This is a genomic window from Ornithinimicrobium sp. (assembly GCF_030537745.1).
In the GTDB taxonomy this organism is placed as follows: Bacteria; Actinomycetota; Actinomycetes; order Actinomycetales; family Dermatophilaceae; genus Ornithinicoccus.
In genome coordinates this window covers 1-18,575 of sequence record NZ_JAUNVI010000019.1, presented here as the reverse complement: position 1 = coordinate 18,575, position 18,575 = coordinate 1, and the positions used below count along the sequence as shown (strand labels likewise).

The 18,575-nt window shown below is 69.0% G+C and carries 12 protein-coding genes; 6 read left to right on the top strand and 6 right to left on the bottom strand.

The annotated features are described in order from the left end of the window. Positions 1-29 precede the first annotated feature (29 nt). The 3 genes from Q4P07_RS06015 to purD are packed head-to-tail and all read right to left on the bottom strand — an operon-like array spanning position 30 to position 6,829. The gene (locus Q4P07_RS06015) at positions 30-545 is read right to left on the bottom strand and encodes a pyridoxamine 5'-phosphate oxidase family protein (protein ID WP_303373998.1); all 516 of its coding nucleotides are present in this window, start codon (positions 543-545) and stop codon (positions 30-32) included. A 47-nt stretch (positions 546-592) separates the two neighbouring features. Beyond that, positions 593-4,549, bottom strand: coding sequence for a phosphoribosylformylglycinamidine synthase (purL, locus tag Q4P07_RS06010; RefSeq protein ID WP_303373997.1), 3,957 nt, complete (start codon positions 4,547-4,549; stop codon positions 593-595). A gap of 18 nt (positions 4,550-4,567) precedes the next feature. Next, positions 4,568-6,829, bottom strand: coding sequence for a phosphoribosylamine--glycine ligase (purD, locus tag Q4P07_RS06005; protein WP_303373996.1), 2,262 nt, complete (start codon positions 6,827-6,829; stop codon positions 4,568-4,570). A 270-nt stretch (positions 6,830-7,099) separates the two neighbouring features. Here purD and Q4P07_RS06000 point away from each other — a divergent pair, with 270 nt between their 5' ends. The 4 genes from Q4P07_RS06000 to Q4P07_RS05985 all read left to right on the top strand — a co-directional run bounded on the left by Q4P07_RS06000 (position 7,100) and on the right by Q4P07_RS05985 (position 13,553). Next, on the top strand, positions 7,100-8,128 hold the full coding sequence (locus tag Q4P07_RS06000; RefSeq protein ID WP_303373995.1) for a LuxR C-terminal-related transcriptional regulator: 1,029 nt from the start codon (positions 7,100-7,102) through the stop codon (positions 8,126-8,128). 130 nt (positions 8,129-8,258) lie between these two features. After that, positions 8,259-10,499: a helicase gene (locus Q4P07_RS05995; RefSeq protein WP_303373994.1), complete on the top strand. Its 2,241-nt coding sequence runs from the start codon at positions 8,259-8,261 to the stop codon at positions 10,497-10,499. A gap of 119 nt (positions 10,500-10,618) precedes the next feature. After that, a complete protein-coding gene (locus Q4P07_RS05990; RefSeq protein WP_303373993.1) occupies positions 10,619-12,868 on the top strand; it encodes a DNA polymerase III subunit gamma and tau in 2,250 nt (749 codons plus the stop codon). A gap of 10 nt (positions 12,869-12,878) precedes the next feature. Next, complete coding sequence (locus tag Q4P07_RS05985) at positions 12,879-13,553, top strand: 1-acyl-sn-glycerol-3-phosphate acyltransferase (protein ID WP_303373992.1); 675 nt, start codon at positions 12,879-12,881, stop codon at positions 13,551-13,553. A 10-nt stretch (positions 13,554-13,563) separates the two neighbouring features. Here Q4P07_RS05985 and recR read toward each other — a convergent pair whose 3' ends face one another. Beyond that, positions 13,564-14,190 (bottom strand): recombination mediator RecR, encoded by a 627-nt coding sequence (recR, locus tag Q4P07_RS05980; protein WP_303373991.1) that lies wholly within the window; start codon positions 14,188-14,190, stop codon positions 13,564-13,566. Positions 14,191-14,305: 115 nt separating this feature from the next. Between recR and Q4P07_RS05975 the strand changes: the two genes are divergently transcribed. Continuing rightward, positions 14,306-14,887, top strand: coding sequence for a DUF5063 domain-containing protein (locus Q4P07_RS05975; protein WP_303373990.1), 582 nt, complete (start codon positions 14,306-14,308; stop codon positions 14,885-14,887). A 37-nt stretch (positions 14,888-14,924) separates the two neighbouring features. Here Q4P07_RS05975 and Q4P07_RS05970 read toward each other — a convergent pair whose 3' ends face one another. After that, positions 14,925-16,325: a sodium:proton antiporter gene (locus tag Q4P07_RS05970; RefSeq protein WP_303373989.1), complete on the bottom strand. Its 1,401-nt coding sequence runs from the start codon at positions 16,323-16,325 to the stop codon at positions 14,925-14,927. A 135-nt stretch (positions 16,326-16,460) separates the two neighbouring features. Further along, complete coding sequence (locus Q4P07_RS05965; RefSeq protein ID WP_303373988.1) at positions 16,461-17,087, bottom strand: superoxide dismutase; 627 nt, start codon at positions 17,085-17,087, stop codon at positions 16,461-16,463. A gap of 158 nt (positions 17,088-17,245) precedes the next feature. Between Q4P07_RS05965 and mgtE the strand changes: the two genes are divergently transcribed. Next, entirely contained in the window at positions 17,246-18,571 is a 1,326-nt protein-coding gene (mgtE, locus tag Q4P07_RS05960; RefSeq protein ID WP_303373987.1) for a magnesium transporter, read from the top strand. Positions 18,572-18,575 lie beyond the last annotated feature (4 nt).

Sequence of the window (18,575 nt, the reverse complement as noted above, 5' to 3'; positions counted from 1 at the left end):
CCGAGCCTGACGTCGCGTCCGGAGGCACGTCAAACCTCGAAGGTGAAGCGGGTGCAGTCCTGTGGGAAGGTGAACCACGCCATCGCGCGATGTGGTGTGATGACGCGCAGGCCGCCGCCGTCCCGGCCCGACCAGGAGTCCGCCCCGGGTGCGTAGTCGAGGTCCGCATACTTGCCGAAGGCCTCCGAAAGTTTCTGACCCAGGTCATCCGGCTCGGCCCGCGTCGCGTGCGACTCGCCCTCCACGATGACGACTTGGGTGCCGCTCTCCAGCGTGAGCGTGACGGCGGGGTTCTTCTCCACGTTGCGGGTATGGCGAGTGGTGGGGGCGCCGTCATACCAGAACCGCCCGTTGATCCAGACCCCCCACCGGGGGACAGAGTGCGGCCGTCCGTCTGGGCGCACGCTGTTGATCCAGTAGTGCAGGGCGTCGCGGAGGCGAGACTCGACCTCACCCCAGCCGAGCAGGCCCTCGGTGGACTCGGGCAGGCCATAGCCTTCCGGGAGCTGGGGACGGCTGGCGGCGGGTTGCTTCGCGGTGTCCATGGCGCGACGGTAGCGTTCCTGGCCCGAAAGCCTGGAGGGTCATGCGGTCAGTCCACCCAGACCCGTGCGTTGCGGAACATCCGCAGCCAGGGGCTGTCCTGCTCCACCGACGCAGGTGTCCAGGACAGTTGCGCATTGCGCTGGACCCGCTCTGGGTGCGGCATCATCGCGGTAAACCGGCCGTCGGGGGTCGTCACCGCCGTGAGTCCGTCCGGGGATCCGTTGGGGTTGCGGGGGTAGGACGTGGCCGCTTGCCCTTGGTGGTCGACGAAGCGTAGCGACCTGCGCACGCCTGCCGCGTCGCCGCGGGTCGAGAAGTTGGCCAGGCCCTCGCCGTGCGCGACCGCGATCGGCATCTGCGAGCCAGCCATCCCGGTGAAGAAGATCGACGGGGAGTCGAGCACCTCGACCATGGTCAAGCGGGCTTCATACTGCTCGCTTCGGTTGCGGGTGAAGCGTGGCCACGCGTCGGCCCCGGGGATCAGGTCAGCCAGCGCCGCAAACATCTGCGCGCCGTTGCAGATGCCCAGCGCGAAGGTGTCCGGCCGCGCGAAGAAGGAGGAGAAGGCGTCCGTCAGGTGGTTGTTGAAGAGGACCGACCTGGCCCAACCTTCCCCGGCACCCAGGGTGTCGCCGTAGGAGAAGCCTCCGCAGGCAGCCAGCCCGACGACAGCGGGGTCGGCCAGGTCGAAGCGGCCGGTCTGCAGGTCGGTCATGTGCACGTCATAGGTGTCGAACCCGGCCCGGTGGAAGGCGAAGGCCGTTTCGGCATGGGAGTTGATGCCCTGCTCACGCAGGATGGCGACCACCGGCCGAGTCCCGAGGTTGAGGTAGGGCGCGCTGATGTCGTCGGTGGGATCGAAAGTGGTGCTGACGTGCAGGCCGGGGTCGTCGTCGTCGCCGATCGCCGCGTGCTCCTGGTCGGCGCACTCGGGGTGGTCCCGCAACGCCGCGATCCGCCAGGACACCTCGTCCCATGCCTGCGCGAGGTCGCGGAGTGGCTCGTCCAGGGAGAAGGCCCCGGCGCGCACCCGCACGCGGCGCTGCGAGGTCGAGGTCCCCAGATGGTGCATCAGGTCGGTCAGGCCGTGCCCGGCCAGCACCTCTCCAGCCTCCTCGAGGTGGTCGGCCGGGACCTCGAGCACCACGCCCAGCTCCTCGGTGAACAAGGCCGCGAGCCCCTCGCTCCACAGGTCGACCGAGGTGTCGTCCGGCTGGCCGGAGGTGGGCACCGCGACGTCGAGACCGACGCCGCCAGCAAACGCCATCTCGCACAGCGTCGCCCACAGTCCGCCGTCGGAGCGGTCGTGGTAGGCCGTGACTAGGCCCTGCGAGCGCAGGTCCAGCAGGGCGGCGGCGAGGCGGGTGAGGGGGGTCGGGTCATCGAGGTCGGGGACGGTGTCGCCGAAGTCGCTCAGCACCTGCGCGAGCATCGATCCGCCGAGCCGGTTGCGGCCCGCGCCCAGGTCGAGGAGGAGGAGCTCGGACCCGGCGTGCAGCTGCGGCGTGAGCGTGCCGCGGATGTCGACCAGCGACGCGAAGGCAGACACGACCAGTGACACCGGCGAGGTGACCTGACGATCGTGCCCGTCCGCCTCTGACCAGCGGGTCCGCATCGACAGTGAGTCCTTACCGACGGGGACGGAGATCCCCAGCGCAGGGCACAGTTCCATCGCGACAGCGTGGACGGTGTCGTAGAGCGCCGCGTCCTCGCCCGGCTCCCCGCAGGCGGCCATCCAGTTGCACGACAGCTTGACGCCGTCGAGGGTGACCGGGGCGGCCAACAGGTTGGTCAGCGCTTCGCCGACAGCCATCCGCCCGGAGGCGGGAGCATCCAGCGCGGCGAGCGGGGTGCGCTCGCCGGTGGCCATCGCCTGGCCGGAGAGGCCCACGTGGTCGGACAGTGTCACTGCCACGTCCGCGACCGGCACCTGCCATGGGCCGACCAGCTGGTCGCGGTGGGTCAGGCCGCCAACCGTGCGGTCCCCGATCGTGATGAGGAACCGTTTGGAGGCCACGCTCGGGTGACGGAGCACCGCATACGCCGCGTCGCGCGCCGTCGCCATGCTCAGGCTGGACAGGTCGAGCGCAGGGGAGGAGCGAGGTATGCGGTGCGCGTAGCGGGTCATCTTCGGTGGCTTGCCGAACAGGAGCTCCATCGGCATGTCGACGGGGTCCCGCTCGGGTGAGTTGGTGCTGGTGACCACCAGGCCAGCGTCGTTCTGGGCGACGCCGACGACGGCGAACGGGCAGCGCTCGCGCTCGCAGAGGGCAGCGAAGGTGTCCAACGACGTTGGTGCGATCGCCAGGACGTAACGCTCCTGGCTCTCGTTGCTCCAGATCTCCTTGGGGGAGAGCCCGGACTCCTCCAGTGGGACTGCAGACAGGTCGAAACGCGCGCCCAGGCCGGCGTCGTGGACGAGCTCGGGGAAGGCGTTGGACAAGCCCCCCGCACCCACGTCGTGGACGGCCAGGATCGGGTTGGCGGCTCCGAGCGACCAGCAGTGGTTGATGACCTCCTGGGCCCGTCGCTGCATCTCGGGGTTGCCGCGCTGCACGGAGTCGAAGTCGAGCGCGGCCGCGTTGGCGCCCGCCGCCAGCGAGCTGGCCGCACCGCCGCCCATGCCTATCCGCATTCCCGGGCCGCCGATCTGGACGAGCAGGGTCTGCGGGCCGAAGCGGATCTTTTCGGTCATGGACGAGCTGATCGACCCCAGACCCCCCGCGCTCATGATCGGCTTGTGATAGCCACGGTGCACCCCGTCGACGGTCTGCTCGTAGACACGGAAGAAGCCTCCCAGCCCCGGCCGGCCGAACTCGTTGTTGAACGACGCCGCCCCGACAGGGCCGTCGACCATGATGTCCAGCGCGCTCGCCACGTGCTCCGGGGCATCCTGCGCGTCGACCTCCCACGGCTCGGCGGTGCCCGGGAGGTGGAGGTTGGAGACGACGAACCCGGTCAGCCCGGCCTTGGGTGCGCTGCCCCGGCCAGTCGCGCCTTCGTCGCGGATCTCGCCGCCGGCGCCGGTGGCGGCGCCAGAGAAGGGGGAGACTGCGGTCGGGTGGTTGTGGGTCTCCACCTTCATGAGCACGTGGACCTCGTCCTCACGCTCGACATAGCGCCCCGACCCCTCTCCCAGGCTGGTGCCCGCGCCGTCCCCTTCGGGCAGCCAGCGGACGACTCGGCCGCCGGCCATCACCGAGGCGTTGTCCTTGTAGGCGACGACCGTGCCGTGCCCGGCGACCTCCTCGGTGTGCCGGATCATCCCGAAGAGGCTGCGTGGCGCGACCTCGCCGTCGATGACGAAGTCAGAGTTGAAGATCTTGTGTCGACAGTGCTCGGAGTTGGCCTGGGCAAACATCGTCAGCTCGACATCGGTCGGGTTGCGGCCCAGGGCGACGAACGCCTCGACGAGGTAGTCCATCTCGTCGTCGGACAAGGCCAATCCATAGTCGGTGTTGGCCACCGCCAGCGCGCCGCGACCCTGGCCGAGCACGTCCACCTGCTCCATCGGCGGGGCCGCACGCTCGGCGAAGAGTGCCCCAGCGGCCCCTCGATCGGAGAGCACGGTCTCGGTCATCCGGTCGTGCAGGACCGCTGCGCAGGCGGCCCGTGCTGCCTCGTCAAGCGCGGTGCCCTCGGCAAGACGCAGGTGATACTCGGTGACCCGCTCCACGCGCTGCACCGCGAGGCCACAGTTGCGCAGGATGTCGCTGGCCTTGCTCGCCCACGGCGAGATGGTCCCCAGTCGCGGGGCCACGACGATGACGGCCTCTCCCGACGTGGCGCCCTCCCAGGGTTGGCCATAGGTGAGGATCGCGCCGACCGCCTCCTGGGTGGCGTCGTCGAGGTCGGCGTCCGCGGCGACCCAGTGCACGAACTGAGCCGAGACCCCGATCACCGCCGGCGCCACGGGCTGGAGCCTGCGCAGCAGCGACGCCGCCCGGAAGTCGGACAAGGCGGAGCCGCCGGTGAAGGTGGTCAGCAGGTGAGGCGAAGCCATGTGCTCGGGTCTCCTGGGTCAGGGGGTAGAGAAAGGATGACCGGTGAGGGTCTGGAACGCCTCGACATAGCGCGCCCTGGTCAGGGCTACGACGTCCTCGGGCAGCGGCGGTGGCTGGGCGTCGCCGGCGCGGTCCCAGCCGCTCGCCGGGGACGTGAGCCAGTCTCGAAGGACCTGCTTGTCGTATGACGTCTGGGCGTGACCGGGTGTCCACTGGTCGGCGCGCCAGAATCGTGAGGAGTCGGGGGTGAGCACCTCGTCGGCCAGCACGAGATCGACAGCCTCGGGATCGACTGCCTTCCAGTCGATCTCGTCGCTGTCGGCCGCGTCGCCCAGCTGAGTGGGGTCGATCCCGAACTCGACCTTGGTGTCGGCGATGAGGATGCCGCGCTGGGAGGCGATCTCGTTGCCGCGCGCGAGGATCGCCACCGTGAGGTCTCGCAGGCGGGCGGCCAGTGCGGGACCGACGAGTTCCACGACCTGCTCGAAGCTGATCGGCTGGTCATGCTCGCCGACCGGTGCCTTGGTGCTGGGCGTGAAGATCGGCTCCGGCAGGCGCGACCCGTCCACCAGATCAGGGGGCAACGGCACCCCGGAGACGGTGCCGGTGGCCAGATACTCCGCCAGGCCGCCGCCGGTCAGGTAGGCACGTGCGACGCACTCCACGGGCAGCATCCGCAGGCGTTTGACGTAGACCCCTCGGCCAGCCACCGCGGCGGGGACGTCGGCGGACAGCACGTGGTGCGGGGCCAGGTCGGCAAGCTGGTCGAACCACCACAGCGACAGCTGCGTCAGCACCGAGCCCTTGTCCGGGATCGGCGTTTCCAGGATGTGGTCATAGGCGCTGATCCGGTCAGAGGCGACGAGCAGGAGACGGTCCTGCTCGCGTGCGCCGGTCGCAGGGTCCAGCGGGACGTAGAGGCCGCGCACCTTGCCGGAGTAGATGAGGTCGTGGTCGGGCAGGGACAGGGAGGCCGCGGGTAAGGCGCGAGGCGTCGCCGGCACCAGGACGTCACCTTGCTCCGCAGCCCGCGCGATGTCGGTGCGGAAATGAGATCCCTGCAGGTGGATCCGGTGCACTGCGGCGTAGGCCCGCCAGCGCGCCTGCGCCAGGTCCTTCCCCACGCTCACCACGGACAGGACCCGGCCGCCGGCGGAGACCAGCGTGCCATCCACGAGACGGGTGCCCGCATGCAGGACGCGCACGCCCTCGACCGCCTCGGCATTCCTCACGCCACTGATCGTGCCGCCCGTCCGGGGCGCATCGGGATAGCCAGGTGCCGCGACCACGATCGTCACGCTCGACTCAGGTGACCACTGCAGGGGTGGCAGCTGCGCCAACCGTCCCTGCGCTGCGGCCAGCAGCACGCCGGCCAGCGGCGTCTGCAGTCGGGCCAGCACGGACTGGGTCTCCGGATCTCCGAACCGGGCGTTGAACTCGATCACCCGCGGCCCCTGCGAGGTGAGCGCCAGCCCCACGTAGAGGACGCCGGTAAACGGCATACCTCGTCTGGCCATCTCCTCGATGGTGGGGCGTGCGACCGTGGCCAGGACGTGCTCGACCAGGCCGGGGACCTGCTCGTCGGCCCAGAGGAGTGGGGAGTAGGCGCCCATCCCGCCGGTGTTGGGGCCCTCACCGCGGTCGCGCAGGCGCTTGAAGTCCTGGGCGGGGGCGAGGGCGAGGACGGTCGCCCCGTCCGCCAGGGCGAAGAGTGAGACCTCCGGGCCGTCCAGATAATCCTCGATGAGGACTCGACCACCCGGCTTGGCCAGGCAGCCCGCCGCATGGGCCGCAGCCTCGTCGCGGTCGGTCGTGACCACGACGCCCTTGCCGGCCGCGAGCCCGTCCTCCTTGACGACGTAGGGCGAGCCCGTCGCGTCGAGCGCCACCTGGACCTCGTCGGCCGTGGCGCAGCTGTGAGCGTCTGCGGTAGGGATGCCCGCAGCCTCCATGACCTCTTTGGCGAACAGCTTGCTTCCCTCGAGCTGGGCCGCGGCGGCGGTCGGGCCGAAGCACGGGATGCCAGCCGCCTGGAGAGCATCGCTCACCCCTGCCACCAACGGCGCCTCCGGTCCGACGACGACCAGGCCCACGCCCTCGGCGCGGGCCACCTCGAGGACCTGCTGTGCTTGCGTCGGGTCGCCGGCCACACAGGTGGCGATGGCGGCGATGCCTGGGTTGCCGGGCAGCACCAGGAGGGTCGAGACGAGGGGGTCGGCGACGAGCGAGAGGGCGAGCGCGTGCTCTCGCGCCCCGGCTCCAAGCAAGAGAACCTTCACGACGGTCGAGCCTACCCAGCGCAGATGGGAGCCGTTGACCGGTCACCGCAGAATTGGTGTGGCCCTCCTGGGAAGCAGGGGGGTATCTCCCAGGAGGGCCACGTCACAGGGCGGGGTCAACCAGGCTGATGGGGGGCATTGCCTGGCGACACACACTTCCCTGCGCCCGACCGAGGTCGGTAGAGACCACTTTGCCACATCCCGGAGCCGGTGTCACGCCACGCTTTGTCGGCTTGCTGTCACTGACGTATTTCCGTCATGCTGCATCGTATGGCGCCCAGGAAATCGACGATCCCGGACAAACACCTGAGCCACGGAGAAGCGTTCGAGCAGTTCATCGGCCGCGTCTATCTCACGGCGGTGCGGCTCGGCACGCCCGGGCGGGCGGGACTGCGAGGGACGGGCCTGTCCGACGCGGAGATCGACCACGCCATGACCGAGCTGATCGCCCGCGAGCTGATCCTGCCCTCGACGGAGCGCGACGTCTGGTCCGTCGCACCGCCGCGGGAGGCGATCTCCCGCTATGCCTCCCAGGTCGAGCGTCGACTCGCTCTGAGTCTGTCCACGGCCTCGGAGGTGGAGGCGATCTGGCGCCGCGCCGTCGGGACTGGCCAGCCCAACCCCCACCCCAACTTTGACCTGCTCGGCAGTGCGGAGGACATCGCGGACCGGCTCATCGGCTTGCACCGGGTCGCCACGACCAGATTCTGGTGGGCGTTGGAGAACTCCGCCGCGACGCGGCTTCTCCTGGAACGGTCTGCTGAGGACGATTCCGTGCTCAGCCTTCGCAAAGGCATGGACATCCGCATCGTCTTCGACACCTCGCTGCTGGACAACGCGCTGGCGATGGCGCTCCTTGAGGGCGGCCACGCGCAGGGGCACGCGATCCGGGTCGGCAACGGCGTGCCGTTGTCGCTGGCGTTGTGCGACGACCGCTCCGCGATGGTCGATCTGAGCTCCTTCGACCCCACGGGAGAGGGCTCGATCGAGGTGCGTGGCCGGGCTCCCCTCCTGGCCGTCGAAAAGCTCCTGGACGAGATCTGGCAGCTCGCCACGCCGTTCGGTCCCACCGTGGAGGCCGCCAGCCGCTCGAGCGGGGACCGAGCACCCCTCGATCCGCGGGACCAAAGGATCCTCTCGCTGCTCAGCTCGGGGATGAGCGACCAGGTGATCGCGCGACAGGCCGGGGTCTCCGTGCGGACGGTGGAGCGGCGCGTCCGCTACATCCTGGACCACCTCGGTGCCGCCACCCGGTTCCAGGCAGGGGTCCAAGCGGTGCGCAGGGGCTGGGTCGAGTAGGGCGGAGCGGTCGGCACAGGCCCCCAGGGGCCGGTAGAGTATTGGCTTTGCCAGGGGTGGCTCACGCCGGTATGCGCTGCCACGACGACCTACGAGGACCCACGACGATGCCGCTGGGGAGAGGGAGCGAGTGAGCGCCACGACAAACGATGTCGTTGCTGCGGAGATCGCAGCCGAGCAGGAGCATGTCGACCGGGTCTACACCGAGCTGGCCAAGGCTGCTGAGCGGACCGATCTCGTGCACGCGGAGGGGCTCGCCCGAGGGCAGACCGACCGGCCCGGGACCGGGGATCCGCGGGAAGAAGAAGTGGTCCGCTTCTTCGAGCGCGACGCGCTCGTCTTCAGCGCGAACAAGCGTCGGGCCTCCCTCGAGATCCAGCACGAGGGCCTGGTCTTCGGCCGGCTGGACCTGCAGCACGACGTCGCAGACCCGCAGGGCCAGGCCCGGGAAGTGCGCTACATCGGCCGCCTCGGTGTCCGGGACGACGACTACGAGCCGCTCGTCGTGGACTGGCGAGCCCCCGCTGCCGCCCCGTTCTACCAAGCCACCCCGGTCGACCCGCTCGGCGTGATCCGGCGTCGGGTCCTGCGTTGCCAGGGTGAGCAGGTCGTCGGGATCGAGGACGACCTCATGGTCGCCGACCCCCCCGACGACATCGTGGTGGTGGGCGACGGCGCGCTCATGGCGGCCCTGACCCGCAGCCGCGGTGCTCGGATGCGCGACATCGTGGCGACCATCCAGGAGCATCAAGACCAGGCCATCCGGGCGCCTGCCCGTGGGGTCACGGAGATCACCGGCGGTCCCGGCACCGGCAAGACCGTCGTTGCTTTGCATCGGGCGGCCTACTTGCTCTATTCCGACCGGCGGCGCTACGAGGGGGGCGGCGTGCTGGTCGTGGGACCCTCCGCCGCCTACACGGCATACATCGAGCGGGTGCTGCCCTCCCTCGGCGAGGACAGCGTCGCGCTGCGCTCTCTAGGCGACGTGGTCGCGGGGATGACAGCCACGCGCAACGATCCGCCCGCGACGGCCACGATCAAGGGATCGTTGCGGATCCGGGCGCTCCTGGCACAACTGGCTCGCCAACCGATCCCGGATGCCCCCACCATCCTGCGCCTCTTCGTCCTCGGCCACGCGGTGCGCCTCGAGCAGCGTGACCTGGACCGAGCACGCAGCCAGGTGCTGCGCCGTCACCACCGCAACAGTGCCTACGACGCGGCAGTGCAGGCCTTGGCAGAAATCGCCTGGGAGCAAGTGCAGCACGGGGAGAAGGCAGAGTTCGTCGACCGCTTCGCCGACGCCAACGACGTCGAGACGTTCATGCGCCAGTGGTGGCGTCCGCTGGACCCGCGCGAGCTGCTCCTGTGGCTCGCCGACGAGTCCTTCGTGAGCCGGCTGGGGGGCTTGGACCAGGGCGAGGCAGGGCTGCTGGCCGAGTCCTACCAGGAGGCGTTGCGCACCGGTGAGTGGTCGGTCGCCGACGCGGCGCTCGTGGACGACCTGCACGCGCGGCTCGGTGACGTCGTCGACCTGCCCAGCGAGGAGCGTGGCTTCTACGAGATCGATCTGCTCGACGACGCCTCGCAGTATGGCCTCGCCGCTCTGCGGCTCGGGGTCAGGGAGCGTCCTGCCGCGGCGCAGGACGATGAGGACGGTAAGCGTCCTGCGGTTGCTGACCCCGACGCGACGGCGTCGGAGCGGATCTCCGGCGACCCGATGACCAAGCTGCTCGCTGGTCGGATCGGGTCGGGCGAGGAGTATGCGCACATGCTCATCGACGAGGCGCAGGACCTCTCGCCGATGCAGTGGCGGATGTTGGGTCGTCGGGGTCGCTGGGCCTCCTGGACCGTCGTGGGCGACCTTGCCCAGTCGTCCTGGTCGCATTTGGAGGAGTCGGCTGCGGCGCGGGAGGAGGCCTTCGGCAGCTTGGTGCGCAGGTCTTTCCACATGGACACGAACTACCGCAACGCCCGGGAGATCTTCACCTTGGCTGCGGACCTGATCCGCGAGCACGTGCCCGACGCGGACATCCCCAAGGCGGTGCGCGAGACCGGTCATGACCCTGTCGAGATCACCTCGCAAGACGTCGTGTCCGCGGTGCAGGAGGCGGTGACCGAGCTGCTCGGACAGGTCGACGGTCAGGTGGCGGTCATCGCGCCGTCGCGCTGGCGCGCGCGGCTCGCGCAGGTCCCGGCTCTGGGCGCCCGCGTGGTCCTCTCTGACCCGCTGTCGACCAAGGGACTGGAGTATGACGCCACCGTCGTCGTCGATCCGGACCAGATCGTCGCCGAGTCTCCCGGCGGCGTGCGCATCCTCTATGTCGTCCTCACCCGGGCCGCCCACCGGATGACCGTCGTCCGCCCAGCCTGACCTGTCCCGAGCGGGCAGGGTGGTCTCGATCCGTGAGCGGTCTGGCGCCGACCCGACGAGCGGGAGTGTGCCTGTGGAACGGGCGCGGCCTCCGTCGGTGCCCACGTTAGGGTCAGAGGGTGAGTAAAGCCCTCTATCGTCGCTACCGGCCCGAGACTTTCACCGATGTCATCGGCCAGGAGCACGTCACCGAGCCGCTCATGCAGGCGCTGCGTTCGGGCCGGGTCAACCACGCCTACCTGTTCTCCGGGCCGCGCGGCTGCGGCAAGACCACGAGCGCACGGATCCTGGCCCGTTGCCTCAACTGTGAGCAGGGCCCGACGCCGGAGCCGTGCGGGACCTGCGACTCCTGCGTGGGGCTGGCCCGCGACGGTGCCGGCACCGTCGACGTGATCGAGATCGACGCGGCGAGCCATGGTGGCGTCGACGACGCTCGTGACCTGCGCGAGCGCGCGGCCTTCGGTCCTGCCCAGTCGCGCTACAAGGTCTACATCATCGACGAGGCGCACATGGTGACGCCCAACGGCTTCAACGCGCTGCTCAAGGTGGTTGAGGAGCCTCCGCCGCACGTCAAGTTCATCTTCGCCACGACCGAGCCGGAGAAGGTGCTGGCCACCATCCGCTCCCGGACCCATCACTACCCCTTCCACCTCGTCCCCCCGCAGCGACTGACGTCATACCTGGAGCAGGTCAGCGGGGAGGAGGGTGTGGCCCTCGAGCCCGGTGTCCTGTCCTTCGTGACACGCGCCGGCGGGGGATCGGTGCGCGACTCCCTGTCCGTGCTGGACCAGCTGATCTCCGGCGCGGGTAAAGAAGGGCTTACCTACGAGCGCACCGCGTCGTTGCTGGGCTTCACCGATGTCGAGCTCCTCGACGCCGTCGTCGATGCGGTCGCCGCAGGGGACGCGGCCACGGTGTTTCAGCAGGTCGACAAGGTGATGGAGTCTGGTCACGATCCCCGGCGCTTCGTCGAAGACCTGCTCGAGCGTTACCGCGACCTCATCGTGCTGTCCGCGATCGGCGATCGACCGGCGGCCGGACTGCTGCCAGGGCTGCCCGACGACCAGATCGACCGGATGCGGCGCCAGGCCTCGGTCCAGGGCCCGGAGAGCTTGTCCCGCCTCGCCGACCTTGTCAACCACGGGTTGACGGAGATGGCGGGTGCTGTCTCGTTCCGGCTCATGCTCGAGCTGTTGGTCGCGCGTCTCCTGCTCCCGGGACCGTCGGGTGAGGCGGGGTATGGCGTGCGCCTGGACCGCATCGAACGTCGTCTCAGCGCCGCTGACGAGCGGCAGCCACCTCCACCGCAGGCCTCGCGCTCCGCACCTGCGCCAGTCCCAACGCCAACCGTCTCAGCGGCATCCGTCCCAGCAGCGTCGACGTCGGCCAGCTCACCCGAGACGCCGGCGCCGGGTGTGCTGGACACTGCCGCGCTACGTCGGCAATGGCCCGATGTCCTTGAGGCCGTGCACGGCATCAGTCGACAGACCTGGAGCGGGTTGCAGACGGTGCAGCTGCTCGACTTTGATGGCCGCCGGGTCGTCCTGGGCAAGGGTGACCGGTGGTGGGTGGACAAGTTCCTGGGCACCCGGCACGAGGAGACGGTCAAACAGGCCTTCTCCGAGCGTCTAGGCCTAGACGTGGACATCCACGCGGTCGTCACGGGGCAGGAGCTGGACGAGCCCGCCCAGCACGAGGATGAGCCACAGCCACAGCCACCGTCGGAGCCGCAGTCGCAGTCGCACTCGGAGCCACAGTCGCAATCGGCTCCGCCGCGTGGGTCCCAGCCGACTCCCTCCGCGGAGCCCGCACCCCGGGACCAGGAGAGCGCCAGCCAGCCTGCACCGGCCGGCCCCGGCACGCAGCCGGTCGAAGACCACTCGCAGCGGGGGCGGGTGCGCACCCGCGCCACCCAAGGGCAGGCACCACCTCCCACCCCGCCACCAGCGATCCGGGGCCGGACACGTCCGGAGGTTTCGTCGACTGTGGCTGACGAAGGTGAAGAGCCGGACGCGGGATCGCCGGATCCGCGCACGTCTGCGAACACCGCCGGGCCCAGCATGGCGGAGCAGCTCGGCGCGACCCGCCGTCCGACGGGCGACGGACCCGGCTGGGCCGAGCAGACGCAGACGTCCTCCGCGCCGGACTGGCTGAAGCAGGACGACGCGGCACCGGCTCGCTCGAGCCCGCGCCACCGTGGCCGCGACGACGGCGACAGCGCCACCAAGGCACCGGTACGGCAGGCAAAGGGTGACGCTCCCAGCGAGGACGATGATGATCTCGCGTCCTCGGCAGCGGTGGGCCAGCCGGTCATCGAGAGCGTGCTCGGCGGTATCGTCATCGCCATCAACGACGAACCAGTGGGCTGAGAGGACCGTCATGCTCTACGAGACCCTGCACCCGATCCTCGCCCCTCTGGCGAAGGTGATCTGGCGACCCACCGTGATCGGCACGCACAACGTCCCTGCGTCCGGGCCCGTCATCCTGGCCAGCAACCACTGCTCCTTCGTGGACAGCATCGTCATCCCGCTGACATCCCCTCGGCAGGTCGCCTTTCTGGCCAAGGCGGAGTACTTCACCGGCACCGGGGTGAAGGGTTGGATCAGTCGTGAGTGGTTTGCAGGCGTGGGGTCGATACCGGTCAACCGTGACGACCCACGCGCCGCCGCGGAGTCTCTGGACCTCGCGCTGGCCCACCTCAAGGGCGGTGGTGCGTTTGGCATCTATCCCGAGGGGACCCGTTCTCGCGATGGTCGCCTCTACCGCGGCAAGACGGGGGTGGCCTGGTTGGCGTTAGAAGCGGGGTGCCCGATCGTCCCGGTGGGCCTGACCGGCACCGACCAGATCCAGCCGGTCGGCTCAAAGTTCCCGAGCCGCGCCAAGATCACCGTTGAGTTCGGCCAGCCGATCGAGGTCGCCGGACGGTTCGAGGATGTCCCCCTAGGGCGCGCTCGCCGTGTGATCACCGACGAAGTGATGGCCGCAATCCTGGCCATGACAGGCCAGGAGTGGGCCGGGGAGTACAACCAACGGCACCCGGAGTCACCAGCCTGAGCGCGACCGGCTAGTCCGGCTGGCCGGCCGGCGTCCCTTCCGAGAGCACCCGACGGCCCTCGAAGGCCCGACCCAGGGTGACCTCGTCGGCATACTCCAGGTCTCCGCCCACGGGCAGGCCGGAAGCGAGCCGGCTGACCCGGACCCCCTCGAACGGTGCCAGCATGCGCGCCAGGTAGGTCGAGGTCGCCTCACCCTCAAGGTTCGGGTTGGTCGCCAGGATGACCTCGGTCACCTGGCTGTCCGCCAGGCGGGAGACTAGCTCGCGGATCCGCAGGTCGTCCGGTCCGATGCCGCCGATCGGGTTGATGGCCCCGCCGAGGACGTGGTAGCGACCGTGGAACTCACGCGTCCGCTCGATCGCGGCAACATCCTGGGACTGCTGCACGACGCAGATCAGGCCGACATCGCGACGCGGGTTCAGACAAATTCGACACTGCTCGGCCTCGGCGACGTTGCCGCAGATGTCGCAGAAGCGCACCTTCTCGCGGATCTGCACCAGGGCGTCCGCGAGCCGCGTGATGTCCTCGGGGTCGGCCTGGAGGAGGTGGAAGGCGATCCGCTGGGCACCCTTCGGGCCGACGCCGGGCAGTCGGCCGAGCTCGTCAATCAGGTCCTGGACCACACCTTCATACACAAGGGTGGACTGTATGCGGTGGGCCTGGACAGACGTCTCAGGCGCGCTCGGGGACCGCGCCGCGCGTGTGCCAACTCACGTCCCCCCCTTGCGCGTAAGCGCCTACAGTGGGGCCATGAGCGAGTCGGAGGATGAGGGCTGGGGCCCTCTGGCACACGAAATGCACCTAGAGGTGTCGGCCTACTTTGCCGCCCTTTCTGAGGTGACGTCGGGAGAGGCACCCGACTCGGCGCTGCCGGTCCTGCTGCTCGCGGTCGGTCAGTTGTGCGGTGCGGGGGCGCGCATCGGGGCGCTCGTCGACGTGGTGCCGGAGGAGAGATTCGAACCGGACGCCGGTCCCGACCATGATCTGGAACGGCTCCGGGAGAAGTTGCACGGGCTGCTGGGCGGACTGGACAGCTACTGCGACCTGGAGGATCCGATTCTTTCCGGCGAAGTCACCGACGGATCGCTCTCCGCAGACCTCGTCGCGATCGCCGCCGACCTGGCCCACGGCCAGGTGCATTACGAGGCAGGTCACGAGACCGAGGCCATGTGGTGGTGGCAGTTCAGCTATCTGGGTTCGTGGGGCGAGCGGGCCTCCTCCGCTCTGCGCGTTCTCCATACCCTGCTGGCGCACGTCCGGCTCGACGCCGATGACGAAGACGTGATGGAGGCCGAGCTCGCGGCACTGCACGCCGTCGACGCGCTCGACTGAGGTGGCCTGACCCTGGCTCGGCTGCGGAGGGCCCGGCTCAGCGGTGCGCCTTACTGAGCGCGAACTTGCTCATCACATAGCCGCGAAGTGCGCGTATCAACAGCAGCGCCGTGAGCACCCAGCCGAGCAGGTGCGCCCACCCTGGGTCCGCGATGAAGATCAGCACCATCGCCAGCAGGACCGGCACCAGGTAGCGGAAGGCCAGCACGACGTATCCACCAAATGACGGCATCGCTACGTCCTGGCTGTCGGCGACCGCCTTGACCATGAAGTTGGGTCCGTTGCCGATGTAGGTAATGGCTCCGCAGAAGACCGCACCCAGGCTGATTGCCACCAGATATGGCTCATAGACCCCGGCGACGGCAGGGTCCCCGCCGAGCTCACGCGCCATCTCGAAGAAAGTCAGGTAGGTCGGAGCGTTGTCGAGCACCGCAGACAGGCCCCCGGTGAAGAAGAAGAAGGTGACCTCGTTGAGCGGGAGGCTGGGCGCGACCTGGGCGAGATAACGCAGCGCGGGGATCATCGTCAGGAAGATGCCGATGAAGAGGGCCGCGACCTCCTGGATCGGACCCCACTTGAAGTTATTGTCCACGTAGCGAGCCGTGCGGTCGCCGGTCCTCAGCGACAGGATGCTGACGGACAGCATGATGATCTCGCGCCACGGGATCCAGTCGCTCAGGGCTCCGTGCCCGGACTCGATCGCGTGCAGGTCCACGCTCGGAGCGAAGGCAACGGCGGCGACGACCAAGCCCAGGTAGAGGAAGTGGATGCCACCCTTGATCCGCAAGGGGATGACCTCGGCGGCGTCCTTCGCCTTCACCGGCGCCGGCTCGAGGGCGTAGAAGCGACGGTCCAGGCCGAGGAAGGTGATGAGCAGCAGGATGTTGACGAAGAGCCACTCGGGGAAGAGGTTGAAGGTCCACAAGAAGGGGACGCCACGCAACAAGCCAAGGAAGAGCGGAGGGTCACCCAGCGGAGTGAGCAGACCGCCGCAGTTGGCCACGATGAAGATGCAGAAGACCACCGTGTGCACACGGTTGGTCCGCCCCCGGTTGGTGTTCAGCAGCGGTCGGATGAGGAGCATCGCTGCGCCGGTGGTGCCGATGAAGCTGGCCAGCACGCCGCCGACGGCCAGGAACGCCGTGTTGACCTTGGGGGTGGCCCGGAGGTCACCCTCCAGGAAGATCCCTCCGGAGACGACGAAGAGCGCGAGCAGGAGCGCGATGAACTGGCCATACTCGACCAGGGCATGCGCGACCGCGCCACCCTCGCCCGCGATAAGGAACCAGAGTGCGACGGGGATCCCGAGCACGAGCGCCACTTGCAGTTGGACCCGCTGTTTTTCCCAACTGTGGCGGGTGGCCTCGATCAAGGGGGCCGTCGCGATGGCGAGCAGCATGATGACGAAGGGGATCATGCTCCACCACGCGACCTGCACAGCACTCTCCTCGGCGTCGACCTTGACGAATCCCGAACACTCTAGTGAACGACGCCGGAGCGGGGCGAGGGAGGTTGTCCTCCTCGCCCCGCTCCGGGGAGTTCAGGGTGCTGCGCGGTATGACGTCGCAGCGGGTCAGGCGGGGACGATCAGCCCTGAGGTCGCCGTCTTGGCAGCAGCCAGGCGGTGGCTGACATCGGCCCAGTTGACGACGTTCCACCACGCCTTGACGTAGTCGGCCTTGACGTTCTTGTACTGCAGGTAGAAGGCGTGCTCCCACATGTCGAGCATGAGCAGTGGGGTCAGACCGATGGGCACATTGCCCTGCTGGTCCCACAGCTGCATGACCAGCGGCTGCGCACCGATGGAGTCCCAGGCCAGAACGGCCCACCCCGAGCCCTGGATGGTGGTGCCGGCAGCCTCGAACTGGCCACGGAAGGCGTCGAAGGAGCCGAAGTGCTCATCGAGGAGGGAGGCGACGTCGCCCTCTGGCTTGTCGCCACCGTCGGGGGACATGTTGTTCCAGAACACCGAGTGGTTGGTGTGGCCACCCAGGTTGAAGGCGAGGTTCTTCTCTAGCTGCGGCACCGGGCCAAAATCACCCGAGGCGCGGGCCGCCGCAAGCTTCTCCAAAGCGTCGTTGGCACCCTTGACGTAAGCGGCATGGTGCTTGCTGTGGTGCAGTTCCATGATCTCGGCGCTGATGTGCGGCTCGAGGGCTGCGTAGTCGTAGGGAAGGTCAGGAAGGCTGTAGGTGCTCACTGCAAATCTCTCCTCAGAATGGGTTGATTGCCGACTGCGTCAACTATAGTCGCGGGCACTTTCTGACGCCTGGTGACCCTCTTCCCACGCTCCACCTGCCCCGGCACGTAGCGTGGGCCGGGGCGGTCGGCCCACGAGGTGGCGAAAGAGGGTGAACGGTGGATATCCGGCTCGATGAACTGGTGCGTTCCGGAGATTTTCGGACGATGCGGCAGGGACTGCTGTCATTGGATCTGCCGACTCTCGTCGATGAACTGGAACGCCTGGATCCTGACGACCGGGCGGTGGCCTTCCGGATGCTCCCCAAGGCGCTGTCGGTGCGCGTCTTCGAGCTGCTGGCGCCAGAGTTGCAGGGCGAGCTCGTCAGCCAGCTGCGTTCCCGCGACGTGGCCACGCTGGTGGAGGAGCTGGACCCGGACGACCGGGTGACCCTCCTGGAGGAGCTGCCCGCCTCGGTGGCTCGCAGCTTGCTGCATGGCCTTGACCCCGACGAGCGCCGGATGACCTTGGCGGTGCTCGGCTATCCGGCGGACTCGGTCGGACGCCGGATGACGCCGGAGGTCCTGGCCCTGCCCAGCGGATCCACGGTGGGGCGGGCCCTCCGACTGGTCCAGGCAGGGCAGGAGGAGGCCGAGACGATCTACATGCTGCCGGTGGTGGGGGACGGTCGCGTCGTCGTCGGGGTGATGTCACTGCGGCGGTTGCTGGCCAGCGACCCCGAGGCCATCATCGACGACCTGATGTCGGAGCCGATCACGGTGCAAGCGACGCAGGACCAGGAGCAGGCAGCTCGGACGGTGCGAGCCCACGGCGCTCTGGCCGTCCCGGTCGTGGACGCCGAGCGGCGGCTGCTGGGCGTGCTTACCGTCGATGACGCGATGCGAATCCTGCTCGACGAGGAGCATGAGGACGCGGCCCGCGCTGGTGGCACAGACCCCTTGCGCCGTCCTTATCTGGCGACGTCGGTGTGGCGGCTCGTGCGAAGCCGGATCACCTGGCTGCTGTTCCTGATCTTGGCGGCCGCGCTGACGGTGAACGTGCTCGACTACTTCGAGGACACCCTGGCGCAGGTGGTTGCGCTCGCGCTCTTCGTCCCCCTGTTGATCGGCACCGGTGGCAACGTCGGCGCCCAGGCGGCCACCACCGTCATCCGAGCCCTGGCGTTGGAGGAGGTCCGCCCCCGGGATGTATGGCGCGTGCTGCGTCGTGAATGCATGGTCGGGCTCCTGCTCGGGGTCACCCTGGCGACGCTGGCCTTTGGGCCCGCGGCGTGGATGACGGACTGGCACATCGCGGTGGTGCTCTCGGCGTCTCTGGTGTTGATCTGCACGATGGCTGCCAGCGCGGGTGGCCTGATCCCGTTGCTGGCGCGCCGCGTCGGGGTGGACCCGGCGGTGCTGAGCGCGCCGTTTATCACCACCTTTGTCGACGGGACCGGGCTGATCGTCTACTTCCTCATCGCCCGCGCGGTGCTCGGGCTCTGACCGG